General features: G+C 55.5%; 15 protein-coding genes. 9 read left to right on the top strand and 6 right to left on the bottom strand.

What is annotated here, in order from left to right; translation table 11 throughout:
• Positions 1–125: 125 nt before the first annotated feature.
• A complete protein-coding gene (locus tag Mal52_RS09960; protein WP_145375820.1) occupies positions 126–2,459 on the bottom strand; it encodes a lactonase family protein in 2,334 nt (777 codons plus the stop codon).
• A gap of 165 nt (positions 2,460–2,624) precedes the next feature.
• Between Mal52_RS09960 and rfbF the strand changes: the two genes are divergently transcribed.
• The 3 genes from rfbF to Mal52_RS09945 all read left to right on the top strand — a co-directional run bounded on the left by rfbF (position 2,625) and on the right by Mal52_RS09945 (position 4,745).
• Entirely contained in the window at positions 2,625–3,461 is an 837-nt protein-coding gene (gene rfbF / locus Mal52_RS09955) for a glucose-1-phosphate cytidylyltransferase (RefSeq protein WP_145375818.1), read from the top strand.
• Between the two features lie 58 nt (positions 3,462–3,519).
• Positions 3,520–4,368 (top strand): cyclase family protein, encoded by an 849-nt coding sequence (locus tag Mal52_RS09950; protein ID WP_145375816.1) that lies wholly within the window; start codon positions 3,520–3,522, stop codon positions 4,366–4,368.
• A 125-nt stretch (positions 4,369–4,493) separates the two neighbouring features.
• On the top strand, positions 4,494–4,745 hold the full coding sequence (locus tag Mal52_RS09945; protein ID WP_145375814.1) for a hypothetical protein: 252 nt from the start codon (positions 4,494–4,496) through the stop codon (positions 4,743–4,745).
• Between the two features lie 7 nt (positions 4,746–4,752).
• On the opposite strand, the gene Mal52_RS09940 is transcribed toward Mal52_RS09945, so the two are convergent.
• The 4 genes from Mal52_RS09940 to Mal52_RS09925 all read right to left on the bottom strand — a co-directional run bounded on the left by Mal52_RS09940 (position 4,753) and on the right by Mal52_RS09925 (position 10,628).
• Positions 4,753–5,493, bottom strand: coding sequence for an SIR2 family NAD-dependent protein deacylase (locus Mal52_RS09940; protein ID WP_145375812.1), 741 nt, complete (start codon positions 5,491–5,493; stop codon positions 4,753–4,755).
• Between the two features lie 194 nt (positions 5,494–5,687).
• A complete protein-coding gene (locus Mal52_RS09935) occupies positions 5,688–6,503 on the bottom strand; it encodes a tetratricopeptide repeat protein (RefSeq protein ID WP_145375810.1) in 816 nt (271 codons plus the stop codon).
• A gap of 256 nt (positions 6,504–6,759) precedes the next feature.
• Positions 6,760–7,785, bottom strand: coding sequence for a glycosyltransferase (locus tag Mal52_RS09930; protein WP_197534791.1), 1,026 nt, complete (start codon positions 7,783–7,785; stop codon positions 6,760–6,762).
• A gap of 722 nt (positions 7,786–8,507) precedes the next feature.
• Positions 8,508–10,628 (bottom strand): prolyl oligopeptidase family serine peptidase, encoded by a 2,121-nt coding sequence (locus tag Mal52_RS09925; protein ID WP_145375805.1) that lies wholly within the window; start codon positions 10,626–10,628, stop codon positions 8,508–8,510.
• Positions 10,629–10,833: 205 nt separating this feature from the next.
• Between Mal52_RS09925 and Mal52_RS09920 the strand changes: the two genes are divergently transcribed.
• The 6 genes from Mal52_RS09920 (at position 10,834) to Mal52_RS09895 (ending at position 20,018) form a co-directional block, all read left to right on the top strand.
• Entirely contained in the window at positions 10,834–11,937 is a 1,104-nt protein-coding gene (locus Mal52_RS09920) for a glycosyltransferase family 4 protein (protein WP_145375803.1), read from the top strand.
• A 318-nt stretch (positions 11,938–12,255) separates the two neighbouring features.
• Positions 12,256–14,259 carry an asparagine synthase (glutamine-hydrolyzing) gene (gene asnB / locus Mal52_RS09915; RefSeq protein ID WP_145375801.1) on the top strand — a complete coding sequence of 668 codons (2,004 nt, stop codon included), beginning with the start codon at positions 12,256–12,258 and terminating at the stop codon, positions 14,257–14,259.
• Between the two features lie 132 nt (positions 14,260–14,391).
• On the top strand, positions 14,392–14,922 hold the full coding sequence (locus Mal52_RS09910; protein WP_197534790.1) for a T6SS immunity protein Tdi1 domain-containing protein: 531 nt from the start codon (positions 14,392–14,394) through the stop codon (positions 14,920–14,922).
• Between the two features lie 171 nt (positions 14,923–15,093).
• Positions 15,094–15,486 carry a BlaI/MecI/CopY family transcriptional regulator gene (locus Mal52_RS09905; RefSeq protein ID WP_145375797.1) on the top strand — a complete coding sequence of 131 codons (393 nt, stop codon included), beginning with the start codon at positions 15,094–15,096 and terminating at the stop codon, positions 15,484–15,486.
• Positions 15,483–18,113, top strand: a complete 2,631-nt coding sequence (locus Mal52_RS09900) for a M56 family metallopeptidase (protein ID WP_145375795.1) — start codon at positions 15,483–15,485, stop codon at positions 18,111–18,113. The genes Mal52_RS09905 and Mal52_RS09900 overlap by 4 nt, the downstream gene beginning before the upstream one ends.
• 375 nt (positions 18,114–18,488) lie before the next feature.
• Complete coding sequence (locus Mal52_RS09895; RefSeq protein ID WP_197534789.1) at positions 18,489–20,018, top strand: alginate export family protein; 1,530 nt, start codon at positions 18,489–18,491, stop codon at positions 20,016–20,018.
• 139 nt (positions 20,019–20,157) lie between these two features.
• On the opposite strand, the gene Mal52_RS09890 is transcribed toward Mal52_RS09895, so the two are convergent.
• Complete coding sequence (locus tag Mal52_RS09890) at positions 20,158–21,897, bottom strand: heparan-alpha-glucosaminide N-acetyltransferase domain-containing protein (protein ID WP_145375791.1); 1,740 nt, start codon at positions 21,895–21,897, stop codon at positions 20,158–20,160.
• Between the last annotated feature and the right edge of the window lie 42 nt (positions 21,898–21,939).

The raw sequence follows: 21,939 nt of genomic DNA, 5'->3' as shown, positions 1-21,939 counted from the left end.
CTCGGTGTTCTCTGTGAACTCTGTGGCTATTTTTTTTGTCAATGCGTGTGCGACGTATTTGTTGGTTAGGTTCATCAACACGTCTTACGTGAGAAAGGTGCGTCGCGATGCAGCCTACGCTGGGGTTAATTGTTTTTGTTGCGTAGGTGTTTGTCGGCGAAGCGTACGTATTGTTCCCAGTCGTAATCGGTCACGTCGTGCTTGCCGCTGCGGATGTGGTAGCCGATGGTGTTGGCGATTGGTTCGTTGACCTCCGGCATTTCCGATGCCCCTAAACCATTGGTGCCGAGCAGCTCGTACACTGGGCTGCCGTACTTGGCGGAGAGGAATTCACCGTGGGGGTCGGCCCACTTATCTTCTTCGGCACTGGCGATATAAACGGGGCGCGGGGCGATTAAGGCGATCAGTTGATGTTGATCGACTGGCAGTGCTAATTCGTTGTCGTTGTATTTTTTGAAGTTCCCGCAGAACCAGTGGGGAAAGGCGGTGTTGATCCGCCAGACGTTTTCGCCGATCCCCCGCCGGCTCAACGCGGCTCCGCCGCAGCCCGAATCGTTGGAGATCACCAAGGCGAACCGTGGATCCTGCGCACCGGCCCAAAGGGCTGTTTTTCCTAGCCGCGAATGCCCCATTACGGCGACCTTGGTTTCATCAACGTCGTCGTCGGTTTCAAAATAATCGAGTGCCCGGCTGAGGCCCCAGGCCCATGCGGCGATTGTGCCCCATTCATCGTCGGCGGGTCGGGTTTGTCCCGGTTTGTAAAACAAAGGATGCACGCCGTTTTGAAATCCGTCGTCGACGTCAGGATCGATATCGCCGTTGTAGATCGTGGCAATGCCGTATCCGCGCGAGATAATCTTATCGACCGACCAGCGCTGGGCGCTCGTGCCGCGTGATTTTTCCGTCGCTCGATTATCGACGATGCCTTTTGACTGATTCGGCCGCATCCACGCCACCGACAGAGAAATTTTGGGGTCGTCGTCAATTGAATGGTTGCCGTAAAAATTCAGCCCCAGAAATGTGGGCACCGGGCCTTTGACATTGTTGGGCACGTACAGCAAGATCCGCATGCTCGGCCCCTTTTCGTCTTTCGAAAACCGCACGACGATTTCTTTCCGGGTCGCCTTGCCCTCCATCGCCTTGTCATCGACGCTGACAACCTCGAAGGTCATCTCAGCCGGCGGACCGGGAGAACGACCGTACACGTGGGTTTCGAACAATTCCATGATTTCCGGCCGCCGTTTTTCAAACCACGTCTTGGCATCGGTGACTTTTTCGCCGTCGGCCGTGACCAACGGGTCGGGGAGTTCGTAGTCGGGGATCTTGGATTCATCGTAATTCGCTTCAAATTTGCGAACTGTCTTTTCAGGCAAACGAACTACCTGGACCCAGCCGATGCCGGGGCCGACGTCGTATGTGGCGAATCGGGTTAAGCCGCCAGTATTTTCATCGATACGAAACGCAGCCAACTTGCCATTCCCTTGCCCTCCGGCGTACATAAAGCGACCGGACGGATCGATGTTGAACGAACGAGGCGTTTTTTCTGTGGGGGTCTGACCAATCGATGTCAGCAGTCCCGACTCGGGATCAATCGCAAACCCGGCAATGCTGTCGTGCCCGCGGTTTGAGGCATACACAAATCGGCCCGAGGGCGCGACTTCGATGTCAGCACAGTGGCTTCGTTCGGTGAAATCTTCCGGAACGGTTGATACGGTTTGCTTAGCGGTGAGAGTTCCCTTGGCCGGATCAAAAGCAAAAGCGGTGACGCTGTTCCCTTTTTCATTGTCGACGTAGGCCATATCCAACTTGGGATGAAAGGCGATGTGTCTTGGCTCGTCTGCGTCGGGTGTTGTCACCGTGGGCACCGAGTTCGGGACCAGCATGCCACGTCGCTCGTTGAATGCGAATTGAAAGATTTTGTTCGGTCCTGTGTGCGGAACGAACACAAAACGGTTTGTGGGATCGGGAACAATCGCGTGTGCCTTGGGAGCTGTCTCGACCATTTGCAGCGGTTTCTCGCCGAGGGACCCATCGTCGTTGATCTTGTGCACGGCCGCTTTGCCGGCGCCATAGTAGGCTGAGAGCAGATACTTGCCGGTCTTGTCGGCTTTGACATAGGCGGCGTTTTCGCCAACCGCGGTGGAATTGATGGGCGTTAAATTGCCATTGGCGGGATCGATGGCGAATGCCGCTAATTCTTTGTTCGACCGCAGACTGACGAAAAGGAACCGTCCTTGTGGATCGACATCCATCGCTCCGGGAGCGCCGGCCACGTCGACATCGGCTTGATGCGTCAGTTCGCCGGTCTTGTCGTTCACCTTATAAATCGCAATCCGCTTTTCGCCACCTACGGAGAGATAGACATACGAATCGGCATAGACGACCGAGGACGTCCAAATTGCAATCACGGCAACCGCCGCACATGCCCGCACCAGCAATAAACGCAATCCCTGAAACATGGCCTGATCCCTTGAGTTGAAAGTATCGTTGTCAGTGTCGTTTTAAGATAGCTCAGCCCTGTCATCAGTGTAGCAAGATCGACGGCCGAATTGCAGTTGACCGATTATCTCAAATCACTTAGAAAACCGCCCCCAACACGCATGCAGCGCATATAAGGACGGAATATGAAGGTGGTTGTATTGGCCGGCGGGTTAGGAACACGCTTAGCGGAGGAGACCGCGCGGATTCCCAAGCCGATGGTAGAAATTGGCGGACAGCCGATCCTCTGGCATTTGCTGCGCTATTATGCGGCGTATGGTCATCGCGAATTTTTGATCGCAGCCGGATACAAATCGGAAGTCATCAAGGATTATTTTTATAACTTTGACGTGCGTCAAAACGATCTATTCGTCAATCTGAGCCAGGGAACGCATCGCGTCGTGCGGGAGTCGCCGCCGGATTGGGAAGTCGGCATTGTCGACACCGGAGCGGAGACGATGACTGGGGGGCGACTGGCGCGGTTGCGAAAATATCTGGACGACGACACCTTTATGGTCACTTATGGGGACGGCCTGAGCGATGTCGACATTTCGCAGTTGCTGGAATTTCATCGACAGCAGGGACGCTTGGCGACCGTTACCGCAGTACGACCTCCTGCGCGATTTGGCCATCTGGAATTGGATGGCGACCGCGTGGCGACGTTTGCCGAAAAGCCACAGACCGGGGAAGGTTGGATCAACGGCGGCTTCTTTGTGTTCGAGCCGGAAGTCTTGGACTACATCACCGGAGACGAGACCAAGCTTGAGGCACATGCCTTGGAACGAATCGCTGCTGACGGACAATTGGCGGCGTTTCGTCATGACGGATTCTGGCAGCCGATGGATACACTCCGTGAAAAACAATTGTTGGAGTCGATCTGGAAAACCGGCACCGCTCCCTGGATGGTGAATGTGACCTCCGGGGATGCAGGGGCGTCACAACACGTCCCCCCGGCGGTACAATGGTCGCGAACCGCCGGATGAATTTTTTGCCGTCGGCCAGCCCGACTTTCAAACCCACCCTTTGGATCAGGAGAGACACATGCGCCGCGTCTTAATCATTGTTGTTCTCACCATGCTTTCCGCATTTGGGTTTTGGCTCTCGGAATTGTCGGTCGCTGAAGATGCAGCAAAGAGGGCTGCTGCTCCCACGCTTGAAAGCTTGTTCGCGGGGGATATGGAGATCATCGACTTGACCTATCCGCTCAACGCCGAAAGTCCGTATTGGCCGGCGGATGATTATATTCCGTTCTCGCTAAAGACGATCGCGACGCTCAAGAACGACGGGGTGTTGTCCAAAGCGTTCACTTCACCAGAACATCTTGGCACGCATATTGATGCGCCGAATCACTTCGAGCCGAATCAGCCCTCGGTCGACCAGATTCCCGTCAAGCAGTTTTTCGCTCCCGGCGTGGTGATCGACATTTCGCCACAAGCGGAAGTGGATGCGGATTATCGCATGACAGTTACTGACATTACGGATTGGGAAAAAGAGCACGGCAAAATCCCCGAGGGGGCTGTGGTGCTGGCGAAGACCGGTTGGGGACGATTTTGGACGAACTTTGCGCGCTACAAAAATCAGGACGTCCGCGGCGGACTGCATTTCCCCGGTTTCTCCGACGAAGCGGCCCAGTTTTTGGTCAAGCAGCGCAAGATACGCGGTATTGGCATCGATACGTTGAGCATTGATCATGGACCGTCAAAGGACTTTGCCGTGCATCATACGATCAACGGCGCCGGGAAATATGCCCTGGAAAACGTGGCTTATCTCGACAAATTGCCGGCTCGCGGGTTTTATCTGGTGATTGCCCCGATCAAAATCGAAACCGGCAGCGGCGGGCCGACGCGAATCTTCGCGATTCTGCCGCCGGGAACGTCCGAAAGCGAATAAATTCGGCCGGTCAACGGAAAAATCCGTTGTTTCGAGGTGGGGTTCGGTTTATCGTAAACGGAGCGGGCTGCGATGCTCGACAACCGCATCGCCCATTACTCTGCCTTTCTGAAAAACTGTGCGCCGTGACGACTCAACCTCGCCCCAAATCGAGATTCAAAAAACTGCTCGTGCGGTTGGCCACGCGTGTGCTGATCCTGCTCGTGGCCTACGTTCTCTCCATCGGTCCCATGTATTGGAAATGGGAAGATGCGATGATGACAGGCGACAACGACACGCTGTTGATCTTCTATATGCCGCTGATGGTCGCCTCGGAATTGTCGGAGACGTTTCGCACCCTGATCAACGGCTATATCGAGCTGTGGGTTTATGCGTGACGGTTCGTCACAACAGCTTATCGATCGCCGCTAACGTCTCACCGATGGAAGCATGAATCACGGCATCGGCGGAGCGGTCCTGGTCGGTGGGGTCGCGGTTGATGATTACCAACCGCCCGCCCGATTCTTTCGCCAAGCGAGGCAAACTGGCCGCCGGTTCGACGACCAACGAGGATCCGATCGCAAAAAACAGATCAGCGCCGCGAGCCAGTTCCATTGATCCGGACAGGACTTCCCGCGGAAGAGCTTGCCCGAACGAAACCGTTGCGTGCTTCAACCAATTGCCGCATTCCGGGCACGGGGGGACTTCGTCTCGCTCCTGAAAATACAACACCCATGGGTCGACATCGAACCGCGCTTCACACTCAAGACAGGCGACGAAGCGGGCCGTTCCGTGCAATTCCAGCACCTGCCGACTACCGGCCGCTTGATGTAGTCCGTCGATGTTTTGTGTGACCACCCCGTCTAAACGACCGGCCGTTTCCCAATCGGCTAGCACCGTGTGGCCGACGTTGGGTTGGGCGGAGGCGAATTCACGGTGGGCGATCGACTTCTGCCGCCAATATTTGTAACGCGATTCGGGATACCGCACAAATTCGTCGTAGTAAACCGGCGTCGACTTGGACCAGATCCCATCGGGCGAACGAAAATCAGGGATTCCGCTTTCGGTACTAATTCCCGCACCGGTGAAGGCGACGATGGAATCCGCCTCGCGGATCCATTCGGCAATTGTGGCTAGGTCCGTCAAGGTCGGGGATTTCTTTCGTTATCGGCAGATGGAATTTTTACGGTGCCGTTTTTTGAGTTGACAACAACTCCCCCCTCTCCCTCTGGGAGAGGGCCGGGGTGAGGGTTTTCAAGCTACAATAAAAAGTGTTACCCATGTGTCCGAACGACTGTTAACTATCTGTCCGGTCTATAACCCTACAAATAGTTGCTCTGTTATTGGGGGCGCGGCATTTTTGCTAGCATGCGTTTGGCATCGCGGACCCAGCGGGCGCTTTGGCGTCTGAAAAACTTGGGGCCGCCGCTGACTTCCAATATCATGCCTTCAAGCATCTCGCGGGCCGCGTCGGTCTCTCCACGCTCGTATAATAGCTGGGCATACACAACTTGCGATTCGGGAGTCTTCCAGCGTTTCAGGTGCTCGGTGAGGTGAGCGAATGCAGCATCTTGGTCGTTCAGCTCCAATAAGCAGCGGCCATAGGCCAACGAGACATCGCCAAATTTGTAACTGGGGTCGACGGCCAACACGGATTCGAGGCGGGGACGGGCTTTGTCATATTGCTTCCAATGCATTTCCACCTGTGCCAGACCCCAGAGCGCTTGGATGTTTTCCGGTTCCTTTTCCAGAGCTTTAAAATACGAATCGCCCGCTTGCTCATAGCGACCGGTATCGCGCTGGGCGTCGCCCAACTGGACGAACTGGTGCGAATTGCCGATTTGGCGGGCGGCGATCTGCAGTCGTTGCAGTTCTTTTCCTCGGGAAATCCGGTTGAGAAATCTTGGCGGCTTCAGCCGTGCCTGCGGCAGCCAACGAGCGAAAAAGTAGACCAGAGTGCCGATCGGCGGGATGATGATCAGCACCCACAGCCAGACATTGCGCTCCGGATCATTGCGAATGCAGTAGATGAGCATCCATAGCCACACACCCGTCATGATCAACATCAGCGGGCTGGTGAGCAGCAGTTGCGGGTCACTTAAAAAATACAGCGGACCGAACACGATAGGAATGATCCCCGGGTGATGAACAATCAAAACTAGCCAGCGCCGTGTCTGCCTTTGACCAATCACTCCGCAATTTCGAATAGGACGATCGACTGGCCAAGGCAAACGAGTGCCCCTAGTCGCCGGCCGCAATGAGACGCAAACATCGCGAGGCCGAAGGTTGGCGTATCATCTCACAACCTGCCAAGTTTTTCAGCTATAAATTGTGATTTTTTTGGCGAGAAGGGGAACACGACAGTAATTCCCATTTGATTCCATGAGCACATGTTCCCTGCGTGGCCGGTCACTATGCCGCGCGTCGTTGCTCGCCACCAAGCGGTTCATCGGCAACAGCCTGGACGGTCGAGGTGACGACGGCTTCCACAAAGGCGCGAATTTCCTCGGCAAACCGTGTTGGGGAAAACGACTGGGCGTGTGCCGATGCCAACATCGCGGAGCACTTATGGGGTCGACGCTCGTATTCCAGCATCGCTGAGGCGATTGATTCGGGAGTTGACGGTTCATAGAGTAATCCGGTCCCCGGCCCTTCTTGTTCGGCATCCAATATCAGTTCTTCGATGCCCCCTCCGGCAGGCACAATCACCGGCGTGCCGCAGGCTTGCGCGCGAATCACATGGACATCAAAGTCTGCGGATGAGAGGCATAACAAGGCCCGGCATTCGCAGAAGTGTTGGTACAGTACGGAGTCATCGTTGGCTGTTACGAATTGCACATGCGATTGCTCGGCTTGCAAATCGGGCAATTTGAAATTTGGCTCGGTCACGACCAACAACTCCCGGCCGGCGATCTGCGAGGCAGCAATGGCCACTTCCAAGCCGCTGATGTTCCCTTCGTCAACGATTGTCAAATAATGCTCCGACCGTCGCAACTTTTGGGGCCGGAAGAGTTGAGTATCGACAGCTGGAGGAATGACTTTTACCGGGCGGCCGATTGACTGTCGCAATTGGTTGGCAGCGATGCCGTTGCCGGCCAAATAATGTGTGATGCCCTGATGGCCGGGACGCGCCGTTGCCTGTGTTTCCGTTTGCGTCACAGAAACCGCTGACATTTCCAAGGTGCTTGGATTGAGTCGTGGCGGCGACTGGGCCATCGAATGGGATTGTGGGGTGTTATTTGTCTCTGCCAGGTAACAAATGTGCGGCGAACCGAGCGGTGCGGTCACATTGCGAGCAGCGGCGCGGCTGGTACTGATGACGACATCGGCCGTTTCGAGCGGACTCATATGTCCGGTAAACGCCTCCCGCAGGGACTCGGCGATGATCGTCTCGCCAGCGGAGTGGGATGGGTGGTCGGTTACGATTGCAACTCGCATACTTCCTCCTTGAAGCATCGAGCGGATAGTCCGCTTGCTCGTGCCGATGGCACTTTTTTTGTGGCCGCCGCATTGACGATTTTTGAGGCGGAACATTCTGCCCCTCTGCACTCTATCGCCGTCCGTGACGCACGCCGGCAACGGTTTTGCCAACGATTCTGAGATGGGCGGCGGAAGTGTCGCAGAATTACAGAAACCGGTCAACAACAATTGGCCCCGATAATTCGGACCAGGGACCTGGTACACAAGTCACCAGATCTACGAGAATTCCGCCGTTTTGGTCGGTTGCTCGACCTGGAAAATTATCGACTGGCGTTCCATTTTTTTCTGGCAATTTTGCAGACAGGCTGCGATACTACGTGAGAAGTTTGAGGTGCTGATTCATTTCGTCTTCCAACCGGAGGAATGGTTGTCGCGACAAATGCTGGCCCGCTCTTTGTGGCCGCTAGATTCCGGGCAACTCTGACCGTCCGACTGCAGAAGAGTTTCGTATCGTACCAATTTGGTAGAGACATAGGAGGCATCGACCATGCAAGATCCGCCCTACTGTTTCCGCTGAGAAGTAAACAGTGCCCGTTCAACGGCACGACCGCTTCTCAAGACGACCGCGTTCTCTGACTAATCCCTTATTAACAAACAGCAGCCGCCCCTCGGTACGCCGAAGGGCGGCTGCTTGCGTTGATGGGTGATGAAACCCCTTGTAATTGAACCTGTGGCGGCGATTATTTCACCTTCACGCCCAATTGATCGAAGAGAAATCCCAGCTCATAGGCCAAATCTTCGATCTGCGTGCTGACCGGACGACCGCGGGAGTGTCCCGCCTTGGTGTCATAGTGCAAGAGCATCGGACGGTCGTCCGTGGCGGATGCCTGCATCAACGCCGCCATCTTTCGCGCATGCAGCGGATCGACACGTGTATCGGAGTCACCCGTAATCAACATCAGGGCGGGATATTTTGTTCCCGGTTTCACGTTGTGATAGGGCGAATACGCACGGAGCACTTTGAATTGTTCAAGGTCCTCTGACGAGCCGTACTCCGGCACCCAGAAGCGTGCAACCAAAAACTGATGGTAGCGGAGCATATCCAACAACGGATAAGAACAAACCACGGCGCGGAACAACTCTGGATGCTGCGTCATTGCCGCACCAACCAAGAGCCCACCATTGCTGCCGCCGGCGATTGCCAATCGATCTGGATTGGTATACCCGCGGTCAATCAGCCACCGCGCTGCTGCATAAAAATCGTCGAACACATTCTGCTTGTTTTCCAGCATTCCGGCTTCATGCCATTGCTCGCCCAGTTCTCCGCCGCCGCGAAGGTTGGCGACCGCATACACGCCCCCCTGCTCGACCCAACTGACGGCCCGCGCCGAAAACGAGGGAGTCAAACTGACATTGAATCCGCCATAGCCATACAGCAACGTCGGGTTCTTGCCATCCAGTTTCGTGTCTTTGCCATACAGCAAAAACATTGGCACGCGGGTACCATCCTTGGAGGTAATAAAGACCTGCTCAAGCTGGAATTGATCACTATCGACCGGCACCGCCAGCCGCGCCCACACCGACCGCTCTCCGGTCGAGACGACATCGCGATAGATGGTCGAGGGGATGTGAAAGGAACTGTAGGAGAAAAAGGCCTCGTCGCTGTCCCATTCGCCATACACTGCGCTCACCGATCCCAATGCCGGGAACTCGACGTCGCGCACATGCTCGCCACTGGGTTCGTAAACGCTCACGCGCGATTTCACGTTGTCCAGATAGTTCACGAAGAGTTTCCCACCACACAGCGAAAAGTCCTCGATCACGGCATCGCTGCGTGGGATCACTTCCCGCCAATTGTCGCGCTTTGGGTTTTCGAGGTCGATCTCTAGAATTCGACCGTTGGAGGCTTCCCAATTCGTTCGGACGAACAAGCGGTTGTTAATCGCCGCTCCGAAGAAGCGTGCATCAATATCATTAACGATCGGCCGTACAGGTCCGTCATCGGTTAGATCCTTAAAGTATAAGTCCGACTTGGGGGCTGCCGATCCATAAAGCACATGAAAGATCAGATACTGCCCGCCGTGCGACAATGTGGCATAAAGGATTTTTCCACTGTCGTACCCGTCGCCGAAAATTTGCTTGTCGTTTGCGATGTCGTCGCCAACCGTGTGTTTGAATACCCGCGGCCCGTTGTCGTCGTGCTTGGTATAGTAGATCGTCTTTTTGTCCGGCGTTAACGTCGCACCAAAGTACCGCGCTCGCGGCAATGCGTCCGCCATGTCTTTGCGGGCGTCGACATCGAAGAGGTGGATGGCGACTTCGTCTTCGCCACCGGTGCGAATCGTGTACATCAGCAATTTGCCATCTTCGGAGATGTCTTCAATGCTGACCGACTTGCTACCGTCGTCGCTGAGATTGGCCGGGTCGATCAGCACTTCATCCGCACCCTCGACACCACGGCGGAGGCAAATGACCGCGAGGTCCTGATCAGCGCCGCGCTTCATGAAGAAATAACGCCCGGCCCGTGCTTGCGGCAAACCGACGGCGTCGACCTTCATCAATTCCCCCAAGCGGGCAGTGATTTTTTCCTGCCCCTGTAGGTCTTTGAGCATGGCATCGGTATAGATGTTTTGCTGCTTGATCCATTCGCGGGTGGCTGGACTTTGTTGGTCTTCCAACCAACGATACGGATCGACGATCTTTTCGCCGTGCAGTACATCGGTCACCGGTTCGCTCTTGGTTTGGGGACGTTTCACCGGCGGACGCGTGGAATTGGCGTCCTGGGCCTGGCATTGATCGCTGGCTGTCATCAAACTTGTCACCACATAGAGAAAACAGGGCGTAAAGAATAAACGTCGCATATCACTCCTTCTCGCTTGAGCAGCAGCGGAAATTGCTTTAGAAAACAACACGGCTTTCGGCCAAACGCCCCGCAGCAGCGCCCCAGTGCCGAAACGTCTGACCTTGACCTATCCGGCCGAGCGACATATCAAAAAGTCAGTCGTCACATACGGCGAATTATTACAACGCCCCCTATGATTACAAGAGAATCGGCCGAATTCCGCTTTGAAGACGAAAATCCTACTGCTGATTCCCACCCTGGACCGCTCCGGAGCCGAGAAGCAACTCACGCTTTTGGCCACGGGATTGGCGTTTGAGGAATTCGACGTCCGCGTCGTCGCCTTAACGCGCGGCGGCCCCTATGCCAAAACGTTGGCCGAACAGGGCATTGATGTTCAGGTGTTGGGAAAACGCTTCAAATTCGATCCGCTGACCCTCTCGCGTTTGCGGCGAATCATTCGGGAATGGCAACCCGACATTTTGCATTCCTGGCTATTCGCCGCCAATACCTATGGGCGGCTGGTTGCCGGTAAGGGCAAGACTCCGAAAATCATTGTTTCGGAACGCTGTGTCGATTCCTGGAAATCGCGGTGGCAACTGTGGTTTGACAAAAAACTGATTCCGCGGACCCACCTGCTCGTCGGCAACTCGCACAGCGTCGCTGATTTCTATCGTCAGCAAGGAGTCCCCGATCGCAAATTACGGGTGATCTACAACGGCATTGATCTTCCCGACGCTCCGGTGGTGACCCGCGAAAAACTTTTTGAGGAACTCGGTCTACCGGAAGAGGCGCGTGTTGTGGGATTCATCGGGCGACTGGCGCCGCAAAAACGTGTGCGGGACCTCGCTTGGACTGTGGAACTCATCAGCAATTTGCAGCCGCACATTCATTTTGTGATTATCGGCGACGGCCCCGATCGCCAACAGCTAGAGACGTTCGCTCGCGAAACGCAAAACACCGACCGTATTCATTTCCTTGGACATCAACCCGACCCCGCACGGTTTTTCCCCGCGATCGAGGTCTTTTGGCTGGCCAGTGATTTCGAGGGACTTTCCAACAGCATCATGGAAGCGATGGCGGCCGGAGTGCCGGTGGTGGCCAGCGACATTCCGCCCAACCGCGAGTTGGTCGTCCCCCAAAAAACCGGCTACTTGGTTCCGGTCGGCGACAACGTCGGACGGGCGAAGTATACGAACATCCTCCTCGAAGACAAAGAACAACGAGCGGCATTCGGACAAGCGGCCATTGCACGGATCCGAGACCAATTCAGCATCCCCAGCATGGTGGCCGCCTATGCGAAGTTGTATCGTGAAGTCTTGACCGATTAACGCCGTAGGATGCGACGCGACGCACCTTTCGATGCAGGACGAGAGATGAACCTTTCCTAAAAAAGACTCGCGCAAAGACGCAGAGCCGCAAAGAAGTAACAGAGGGAAAACCATTGAAAACCCGCCTCATAAATCAGTATTAGCAATTTCCAAATGAGTCGCGCACGATCATGCAGCGTTACACAACACCTTCCCGTCACAACATATCTCCTTGGCGTCTTTGCGCGAGGCCTTTCTTTTGCGGAGTAAAACGACTCAGCATGAGCTTCGCCCTTCCGGTCACGTAATACATTAAATCAAAGAAACGACCTTCCCCCCATGTGTGGAATCACCGGAGCTGCCTGGACTGCCGGACAACCGCCGTTGGACATCGATATCCTGCGGCGGATGACGACTGCTCTTGCGCATCGCGGTCCGGATGATAACGGCTACTACCGTTCCACGGATTCATCCAATGCATCTGGCGATCTCTCTGCCGCCCAACCGCCCGGCGCGGCTTTGGGACACCGTCGTTTGTCGATCATCGACCTGGGAGGGGGGCATCAACCGCTCTCGAATGAAGACGGCACGGTTTGGATTGCTTTCAACGGGGAAATCTACAACTACCGTGAACTGCAAACCGACCTGGAAAAACGGGGGCACCAGTTCCGCACGTCCTGCGACACGGAAGTCATCGTCCACCTCTACGAAGAATACGGCCCGGACTGCGTCACGCATCTCCGCGGCATGTTTGCCTTCGCCATTTGGGATGATCGTAAAAAACAACTGTTGCTTGCTCGCGACCGGCTTGGCCAAAAACCGCTCGTCTATCGGCATGATCCGCAGCGACTACTTTTTGGCAGCGAACTAAAAAGCTTGCTACAGGTCCCCGGTCTGCCGCGTGACATTGATCCGATCGCACTGAATGAATATCTGACCTATCAATACGTCCCCGCCCCCCGCTGCATGCTGGCCGGTTTTCAAAAGCTTCCGGCCGGACACTTGGCGATTTATCACAATGGCGAATTGAACGTACGTCGTTACTGGAAGCCGGGGTACGACCAAGGGGAATTGCACGGTGCCGGGCTCGATTTCAGCAAACCGGAGAATGCACCTGCCCAGGAAATTCGTGAGCAACTTCGCACGGTGCTCACCGAAGCGGTCCGGTTGCGGATGCGGAGCGACGTGCCGCTTGGAGCGTTTCTTTCCGGCGGTGTGGATTCGACGATTATCGTCGGGCTGATGCAACAACTCTCCGAGCGCCCCGTACAAACCTTTTCGATCGGGTTTCCCGTCAAAGCGTTCGACGAACGCGCCTATGCCCGCGAAGCAGCGGAGCATCTGGGGACCGAACATCATGATGCGATCGTGACACCCGATGCGCTCAAGATCCTGCCGCAATTGATTTGGCAATACGACGAACCGTTCTCCGATAGTTCCGCAATCCCCACAATGTATCTGTCGGAGATGACGCGGCAAAATGTCACGGTGTCGCTGTCGGGCGATGGGGGTGATGAGTTATTTGCCGGATACGATCGTTACAAAGCGGTCCGCATTGCCGAATGGTTCGACGGCTTGCCGCGGCCGCTGCAAAAAATGGCAACGCTGAAATTGTGGCAACACTTTCCGGCATCGGTCCGGCAGAAATCGCGGCGGCGACGGCTGAAACGACTGTTGGCCGCACTGGGCGAACCGCGGGAGCGGCGCTATTTGAAATGGGTTAGCATCTTCGACGACCAACGCCGAGCAGCTTTGCTGACGGATGACTTTCGCGCCGCTGTGGGAGAGGCCGACGCAGCTGCGCCGTTGCTACGGGCGTATGAAGAATGTCCGAATCGCGACTTCGTCACCCGCACCACCTGCGCCGATGTGCTGACTTATCTACCGGGTGACATTCTTAACAAAGTCGACATTGCCAGCATGACCTATGGGTTGGAATGCCGTAGCCCGTTTTTGGATCACCATGTCGCTGAGTTCGCCGCCAGCCTGCCGATACACGCGAAACTTCGCGGTCGGCAAGGGAAACGGATACTCCTGGAGACGTTCGGCGACTTACTGCCGGAATCAATCCAGTCGCGGCCCAAGATGGGTTTTGGCGTACCGTTGGACCATTGGTTTCGGCATGAATTGAAACCGATGCTACAAGAAACGCTGCTAGATGGGTCCGCTCTAAACCGGGGTTATTTCCGTCCCACAGCGGTCGAGCAATTGGTGAAGGAGCATCTCGACGGCCAATGGGATCACAGTTACCGACTCTGGTCGCTGCTTTGTTTGGAGTTGTGGCAGCGGATGTTTGTCGATGCGTCGACAATTCCCGCAAACGCCCCGGCAACAACCGTCTGAGTGGTCAGATTTTTGTTGAATTGTTTTCCGTGGTGTGTCAGACTGCCGTTTCAAACGTTCGGCCGATTTCCATGTACATCTGGATCATCGGTAGCATCTCGATCTCTCAACAGCTGTATGGAGCGAACAACCATGAAAGTTGGTTGGAATGAATTGACGGTCTCTCCGGATGGGATCGATATCGACGAACTGCTCAGCGATTGGCGATGGCTAGTGGATGACTCGTATTCGCCAGTTGTCATCACTGCCATGGGCGACCTTTTCTTACGGGATGCCGAAGGCCAAATTCACTGGCTCGATACCATGGAGGGGCAATTGACCCGCGTCGCTGCCAGTGCCGCGAATTTCAAGAAACTGATGCAACAACCGGAGCATGCCCAAGAATGGTTTATGCCGCAACTGGTCGGTGACTTGATGACGCTCGGCATCTGTCTGGATGAAGGAGAGGTTTACAGTTGCGAACATCCGCCGGCTCTTGGCGGGGAATTGGTTCCAGAGAACATCGAGCCGTGTAACATCTATATGCATATGTCACTGCAGGGGCAAATCCATGAGCAGATCAAGGACTTGCCTCCCGGAACGGAGATCTCGGGAATCACGATGAAAGGCCCCAGTCTCATGGATCGCATTCGGCACAGCTTTTCTTCGCTATTCGGCCGTTAGTTATTTTCATGCGGCCTCGCTTACCTGCCATTCCGCTAAGTCCTGCGGGCAAAACGAATACGCCGGTCCGTTGCTTAATGTTCCCGAAGTAACAGTTGTGTTGACACCCACGCACCGATCGACTACATTTGTAGACAATTGATTCACGGAACGACACAAGGACCGCATTACATGTCCAACCCCCAACCCCTGTCCGAGGCGGAATGGAAGGTGATGAAGATCGTCTGGGAACGCAAAAGCTGCGCTGCCCGGGACGTTTACCAGACCGCTGCCGAGACCGAAGGCTGGGCTCCCAGCACCGTCAAGACGCTGCTTAGGCGCCTGGTGGAAAAGGGACACCTCAAGACCACGCAAGTCGGCAACAGTTTTCTCTACCGCCCCGCTCGCCCCGCTTTGAAGTCATTGTTCTCCGCCGCCGACTCTCTGCTGGACAACGCACTGGATGGCACAGTCGGTCCGCTGTTGGCCTACATGGCAAAAAAAAGCAGCATGACGGCTGAAGAACTCGCAGAGCTTCGCGAACTACTCGATCAAATGGCCCCCCCCTCGGAGGACGAAGCATGAATTTCGTCAGCGCTCTCAACGAAATGTCTCACGTTTGGTTCGACCAAATGCGCAACAGCTTGGTCGACACCACCATCCTGCTCGGCGTTGTTTCGGCAGTTTGGCTGCTGCTGCGCAAACGCCTCTCGGCGCAGGTGGGTTGCTGCCTGTTTTTACTGGTGTTGGTGAAAGCAGCCATTCCCTTGGAAATCCCCGGCCCCAGTTGGCTGGCAGCGCTTTCGCCCCGACAACAATGGCAACAGTGGGTAGAAACCTCTCCGCCCGCATCCACAAATCACGTCGCACCGCCCCCGGTGAACCCCCACGATCTACAGCCAATAGCATCCACAACAATAGACACCGTGGCTTCTACTCCGGGACTCGCCACCACAACCAACACAGACACCCAGCCGACAACCATTGCTCCCGCCGCTACCCCATTAGCGATCAATACGCAGCAGCAGCCCACGCTGACGACCGCCGCTTGGTTGATGATCCTTTGGGGGAGCACGGCCTGTGCCATGCTGATGCGATTCGCCTGGATTCACATTCAATTCCACCGCCGTTTGCGTTCAGCGACGCGCGTTGTTGACGATGTAATGCTGATCGACTTAGAGAAATTGCGCCGCGCCGCCGGTGTGCGACAAACCGTGCGGTACTTTGTCACCAATGAGATTTCTTCGCCAGCGGTTTGGGGAATCTTGCGGCCTTGCCTGTTGCTGCCCAGCGGTTTTACCCAGACCTATTCTCCCAAGCAGATTCAGTGGATCGTACTGCACGAATTTGCGCATATCCGGCACGGCGACTTGTGGATCGCGCTGTTTCAACGGCTGGTGCAGATGCTGCATGTCTTTAACCCGGCCGTTTGGATTGCCAACGGTATGATTCACCGCTTGCAGGAATACGCCTGCGACGATGCCGCATTATTGGCCGCCGATGTGTCGCGACGCGACTGTGGCAACGCCCTGCTCCGCGCGGTTGAAGCGGCACAAACGCGACCACCGGTTCTGGATCCCGCGCTGGGCATTTTCCGTCCCGGACGCGTCTTTCGTAACCGTCTGATTCGTATTTTGGACACCAAGCGTCCGGTCACCGGACGGATCACCTCTCGCTCCACGTTGTTTCTAATTTTGTTGGCCGCGATTGTGTTGCCACGTGTGCGTGCAAATGATGACCCGGCGGCCGAGCAACCGGCCCAACCACAACCTGCCGCACCGACGGAGTTTTTTGCCGAACTGCCGAACGGAGGAACCGTTGAGTTGGTCGGTATTTCCGAGCATCCCTCCAAAGACCGTCCGTGGTGGCGGGCGGATGGTTCGCCGCTAGAGACTGCCCCGTATGCCCATCCCGGCGGGAGATATCATTTTGGCCGCGATATGATCGGGCGTGAATTCGCTTTTCGCTTTCATGGCGTGCCGGAGAATCTAGTCCAAGCGACGACCATTACTTTGATCGGCTCCGGCGGTTCAGGCTCGCTGAGCGTCCCGGTGGACCAAGCTGGCCATCCCCTGGAAAACATGCGTGTCAAACTGGTCTCGCTCCCCCAGGGAACCCAACAATCCAAATTCAGAATCTCCGTTCCTAATGGCGACTGGCAGTTGATCGCCACCTCGAATGGAAATGAACAAAGTGCGAGTGCATTCACGTTTGGCGGCTTCAATTTTGGCGTCACATTTATGCCGGGTCAAATCAAAGGCAACGACATTGTTCTGAATTTTGCCCACAATGCGATCGGCCACGAGGTAAGAGTTGTCGCTGTTGAAGCCGATGGTCAAACCCGGCACGTGCAATCGCGATTTGGGGGAGTCGGTGCCGCGGGATTCTATCAAGCAACGGCCGAATTTGAGGATCTGAAGGGGAAAAACATCGTTTCCTTTCATGTCGAGGTCCGTAAGACACACAACATCACCTTTGAACACATTGCCGCTGCGCCCGGCGAACAGGCCAAGTTCAATGTGGTCGGCGCCGCCCCCGGCTGGGGGGCATTCAGCGGGCAATTTCTCTTCGACGGCCTGTGGCCGGAACCTAAAGTGCTCGTGGAAAAAGGGGACATGAGCGTAAAAGATGCCGCCATTTCCGCAGCTCAAACGATTCGCAGCGAAGAACTGATTGTCGATAAAAAAACGTTGGGCATTAAAAATGTTTTCGTCTACCTCAAAAACCCGCCGTCAGAGATTCATCCCAGTCTGATTCGTCGCAAGAGCAAGAAAGTCGTCTTTGATGCCATAGGCCGCCGCTTTCTACCGCACGCCCTCATCGCTCAGACGGACCAAACGATCTTGCTGAAAAACGCCGACCCCATTCCTTCTAATGTGCATACCAGGCCAAGCAAAAATAGCCCCTACAATCTTGCGTTGAGACCGCAGGACCGTTCAGGCGCAGCAGTCATGTTCAACAAACCGGAACCTGCTCCCTTCCCTGTCAGCAGTGATTATCATCGCTGGATGAAAGCGCATTGGTTGATACTTGATCATCCCTACGCTGCGATCACCGACCGGCAAGGGAAATTTGAAATCAACAACCTTCCGGCCGGTCAGCATGAATTCGTCGTCTGGCATGAGAAATATGGCTGGCTGGAAAAATCGCTCACAATTGAGATCAAGGCGGGGAAGACGGTCAAAATGGCGCCGCGAAAAATCGGTTCCTAGGCAATCTGCACAACGCTCGCTTACAGTTGGTGGTGGACAATAATCTCCAACTGCTTGAGTTGAACTAGCGCCGCTAGCAAACCCCAGCGCTCCGGTTAGGCAAACCCTGCCTGTTAGACAGCGGCGATTGCCGGTTCTTGTGCACAGTGGGCCGGGCGAACTCAACCGGTTGAAAGCATTCTTCCGATTTAAGGGATGGAATTGTTGGACAATTCCACACTCCTTATCCGGCGTTTTGAGTCAATTAGTCCACGGCCGCATCCTGCTACGGCCAGTGATCTCAAAACCGTCCGACTAGCTGCATTGGGGGAATCAATTGGCCGCCCAGGCCAGCTGACTCCCCATCTCGTCATGCGCGCAATCAAGGAAGATGGCATGCCACACCGATTCATTCTCTTCACCACATTGACCGCCATCGGGCTTGGAGTTTCTGCTGGACCCTCGAAGGCTGCGGAACCGCTTGTTGATCAAAACGCATATATGGCCGGCTATCAACAACAGCAGCAAACGGTCTATGTCCCGCCGCCCAAACCGGCGCCCCCGAAAGTGATCAATCCGTATAAGACGCTGTTTTATGACAACGACTTCACCTACGGGAGCAATCCCAACGACCCGCCACTGTTGGGGGACAGCCTCAATCAGATTCATCTAGCGGACGATTTCCTGGTACTCTCCGCCGGGGGCGAACTGCGCTTTCGCCCGATGGACGAACGCAACCGTCTGCGGCCGGGTGGACCGGGGCGGAGTACGTACAACTTGTGGCGTTGGCGGCAATACTTCAATCTTGAAGTGAGCGATTGGGGCCGCGCCTATGTGGAATTTATTGATGCAACCGCCTGGGGTGTCGACCTGCCGCTCTTGCCCATCGACGTCGATCGCTGGGAAGTGCTCAACGCCTTTGTCGACGTGAACCTGGAAACCACGTTGGATGTTCCCGGTACGTTTCGCGTGGGACGGCAGGAAATGCTCTATGGCAAACAGCGGTTGGTCTCGCCGTTGGATTGGAGTAATACGCGGCGGAACTTCCAGGGGCTCAAATACCTTTACAGCGAAGGGGATTGGGACCTCAACATCTTCGCCACCAACCCGGTCAACGCCGCGGCGCGCGGGATCGTTCCGGTGCAAGATTTTGACAATAACTTCAATCAGCCCGACTACGATCAATTTTTCTCGGGTGTCTACTCCACCTACCGAGGGTTCGAAGACAGTTACGTCGATTTGTATTGGCTGTGGTTGCGGGATACTCAACAAGTGCAGAACGTCGCCGACGGATTTCGGCACACCGTCGGCTTGCATTGGAATACGACCAGCGAAGTGACGGACGCGTGTGGCAACGTCACACGGGTGTGGGACCTGGATTTTGAAGGCGCCTATCAATTCGGCAGCGACAACAGCGAGCGAATCAATGCCGGATTCTTCACCGGTATTTTGGGGCACACCTGGAAGCAGGTCCCCTGGCAACCGCGTCTGTCCGGCCTGTTTTACTGGGGCTCAGGCGATCAGGATCCCGACGATGACCAGACGAACACCTTCAGCGTGCTCTATCCACTGGGACATGCCTATTGGGGGATCTTGGACAACCTCTCGGGGCAAAACCTGCTCGATTACAGCGCGCAACTCGATTTCTCTCCGGCCAAAAAATGGAAAGGGACAGCTGCTTGGCACTGGTTTGATTTGGCCAGCACCAACGACTTTCTCTACAACGTCGCCGGCGCGCCGCTGGGAACGCTCGACCAAGGCCAAAACATCGGCAACGAGTTGGACCTGATCGCCACGTATACCTACAACCCGAACTTCTCGGTCTCGGTTGGCTACTCGTGGTTCTGGTACGGCGAATACGTGCACAATGCCCTGCCCCGAGATACCGCCACGCAATTCTATCTGCAAACGCACATCCGCTATTAGGCGGACGATCGAAAACGGGCGCAGCCGGCATAGCAGATCTCAGCATGCCGGAAGTGGCGCGCGACTCGCATAAAAAAATGAAAGACCGGCGGGTGGTATTCCCGCCGGTCTTTTTTCGAATCGAATGATCAAGTAACACCTACAGCTTGATGTAGATGTTGTTCTTCTCTAGGACACGCACAAACAGCCATGTGAATAACATAAAGACTGCGAATCCCAGCCACATGTACCAGGTGGCCACATCACGCGGCATGAAGGCTTTGACAGCACCGCCGGTCAAGGGGTGCAAGGCATAGGCGAACAAGGCGTTGGTGCCGAAGGTGGTGAATAACCCCAATCGCAATCCCCAAATATCACAAGCGATGTAAAAGATCGCATACAAGAAAATCGACATCCCGCCTGCGATGACGGTGTAGGACAACGTCCCTTGGCGTTGGCTGACCATCCAATAATTCCACTCCCGCAACATCACCGATCTCTTGCCCACGCCCGGTGTGGTGTGCGGGGGATAGACAAACGGAGGTTCGGCCACGATCGCTCGCCAGCCTTGTTCGTCAAATCGTGCCTTGAGGGCATCGATGCGCGCCTGGGAAGGGAAAACGGGATCGATCGCGAGTTTGGGATCGCGGAAGACTCGCACCTGCGGCGCGTTGGGATCCTGGGGGTTCGCTTTGAGTTCCTCGAGTCCAGCCGCAGCGGCTGCATCCTCTTTGATCAATGCTTCCTTTTGAGCGGTTAGCTTCGCGCGTTGCTTTTCATCGACGACCTTATCAACGGTCTTGGAACCGTTCAGTTTCGCATTGATCCCAGCCAACTTGGCTTTGATTTCAAGTTGCTTGCTGATGAAGACCTCAGTGCCGTCGCGATACGCCTGAAATTCTACTTTGATGACATCGATCTTGTCGCGTAATTCACTATCCTTAGCGAGCGCAGCTTTCAGCTCTTGATTCAGTTTCTCGCGTTCCTCCGGATCGGTGACTTGCTCCACAGCCAGTACCATGCCGTCCAATTGCGCGCGAAGACCGGCGATCGTCTTACCGAGTTCGCCCAATTCTTTTTTCAGCGGCGCGATCCGTCCATTGATTTCGTCGGTGAGAAGCTTTTGCATCTTGGCGTCTTGTTCTCGCTCGGCGATTTGGGTTTCGGTGACGTCGTACAGACGTGTGCCGCAGGTCATCAGCCAGCCGATGCCCATCACCACGATCGACCAAGCAAACATTTTAAACAGATTGGGACGTCCTTCGGCGCCGGCGACCGCGTCGCAGGTCAGTGTTCCCAGCAGCGCGGGAATCGACCACGTCAAAACGCCGATGGGTCCACCGTCGATCACGTTGGGAGATGTGCTGCACCATTCAAAGTTGAATGAGTGCGACAGCAAAACATGCAAGGCGGCCGAACCGAACATGTAGGCAATCCGCACCCCAGCCGAGGATCGGATCACCGGCGTGATCCAAATGGCTGTGAGCGCGATATGCATCAAGGTTTGAAACCATTCCCGTTTCAACGGAGAATAGAGCGCGCCCCACAGGCCGATGTGTTGCAATTCTTCCCAAGATTCCGCCGCACGGCCCGAACCGTAAACGGCAATGGCGACCAACATCAAACCGAGAAATCGCGTCACGACTTTTCGATAGGCCGCTCCCACGCCGGCGGTGCTGATGCGGCGACCGAACGTCAGGCGAAAGGCGAATCCGACCGCGAACAAAAAGTGCGGCATGATCGTGTCGGCGTAACTCAGATAGTTGTGGCTATGCTTGAGCACTTGGGGGCAGTTCGTGAATCCCCCCAGAAAATTCACTAAAAACATGCCAGCCACGGTATAGCCGCGGAACTGGTCCAGCGAAGCAATCCGAGCCGGCTTGAGGGAAGACGATGACATCCGTTGGGTGACTCCCGTAGGGCGGTGGGGGGCGAAACAAAC

The organism is Symmachiella dynata, assembly GCF_007747995.1.
Taxonomy (GTDB): Bacteria; Planctomycetota; Planctomycetia; order Planctomycetales; family Planctomycetaceae; genus Symmachiella; species Symmachiella dynata.
The sequence above is the reverse complement of the archived record's forward strand: the minus strand, read 5'-3'. Positions and strand labels throughout refer to the sequence as shown.

Coding starts and splice junctions, on each gene's coding strand:
- Mal52_RS09910 (WP_197534790.1), top strand. CDS start 14,392: ATGAAAGTTGGTTGGAATGAATTGACGGTCTCTCCGGATGGGATCGAT.
- Mal52_RS09950 (WP_145375816.1), top strand. CDS start 3,520: ATGCGCCGCGTCTTAATCATTGTTGTTCTCACCATGCTTTCCGCATTT.
- rfbF (WP_145375818.1), top strand. CDS start 2,625: ATGAAGGTGGTTGTATTGGCCGGCGGGTTAGGAACACGCTTAGCGGAG.
- Mal52_RS09895 (WP_197534789.1), top strand. CDS start 18,489: ATGCCACACCGATTCATTCTCTTCACCACATTGACCGCCATCGGGCTT.
- Mal52_RS09960 (WP_145375820.1), bottom strand. CDS start 2,459: ATGTTTCAGGGATTGCGTTTATTGCTGGTGCGGGCATGTGCGGCGGTT.
- Mal52_RS09930 (WP_197534791.1), bottom strand. CDS start 7,785: ATGCGAGTTGCAATCGTAACCGACCACCCATCCCACTCCGCTGGCGAG.
- Mal52_RS09900 (WP_145375795.1), top strand. CDS start 15,483: ATGAATTTCGTCAGCGCTCTCAACGAAATGTCTCACGTTTGGTTCGAC.
- Mal52_RS09905 (WP_145375797.1), top strand. CDS start 15,094: ATGTCCAACCCCCAACCCCTGTCCGAGGCGGAATGGAAGGTGATGAAG.
- asnB (WP_145375801.1), top strand. CDS start 12,256: ATGTGTGGAATCACCGGAGCTGCCTGGACTGCCGGACAACCGCCGTTG.
- Mal52_RS09925 (WP_145375805.1), bottom strand. CDS start 10,628: ATGCGACGTTTATTCTTTACGCCCTGTTTTCTCTATGTGGTGACAAGT.
- Mal52_RS09890 (WP_145375791.1), bottom strand. CDS start 21,897: ATGTCATCGTCTTCCCTCAAGCCGGCTCGGATTGCTTCGCTGGACCAG.